This window comes from Magnetospirillum sp. SS-4 (assembly GCF_902729425.1).
Lineage (GTDB): Bacteria > Pseudomonadota > Alphaproteobacteria > Rhodospirillales > Magnetospirillaceae > Phaeospirillum.
This window is the reverse complement of record NZ_CACVCH010000006.1, coordinates 1-655: the sequence shown is the minus strand read 5'-3', so window position 1 is coordinate 655 and position 655 is coordinate 1. Positions and strand designations below refer to the sequence as shown.

1 protein-coding gene is annotated in these 655 nt (G+C 50.5%); it reads left to right on the top strand.

Annotation, left to right across the window (positions count from 1 at the left end; all coding sequences use genetic code 11):
• Nucleotides 1-159: 159 nt before the first annotated feature.
• On the top strand, nt 160-655 hold a 496-nt coding region (locus tag MTBSS4_RS02950), incomplete at its 3' end, for an Hpt domain-containing protein (protein WP_173981913.1).

The following is a 655-nucleotide window of genomic DNA, read 5'->3' as shown; positions in this document are numbered from 1 at the left end:
CCTCTCCCAGATTAAATGGATTATGAACATGGCCTGATGAGCATACTGAATCGATAAATGAATGGTAAACGATTGATATAAAGGTATCGCATCCGTTTATGAATTTCGATAGGGTTCTGAGCGACGACAAGCCGTAGACATTGTGAAATTGGGGGCACAATGAGCCGAGAAAGTGGACACGACCAGTTTGCGGTTTTCGATGAGATTCGAGACGAATTTTTCGATGACGCCATGGAGCGGCTTCGTGCCCTTGAATTCGTTCTGGATAACGGCCGCCAAGGCCGTATCACCCGCTCGGAACTGATTGGAAGCTTTCGGCGGCTCGCCCTGTATCTGCGTGGACAGGCGGCAGGGTTTGGTTTGAACGCCCTCTGTACGATTGCCCACAAGCTCGACGAATATCTTGCGGACGCCCCTGAAACGCTGCCTCCGCGAATCTGGATCGATCTTGAAACCTATATCGATGAGCTATCTAAACAGGTTGGTAGTCGCGGCACAGAAATCCAGCCCGATTTCTCCCGGCTTCCACAAAAACTTGCTTCAACACTGGATGAAATCGAGATCAGACGCATCGAAGTGATGCTGGTTGCTCCCCATGGGGCACAGTCGCATTTCGTTGAACGTGAACTTCGCCAATGTGGCTACAGAACCTCAG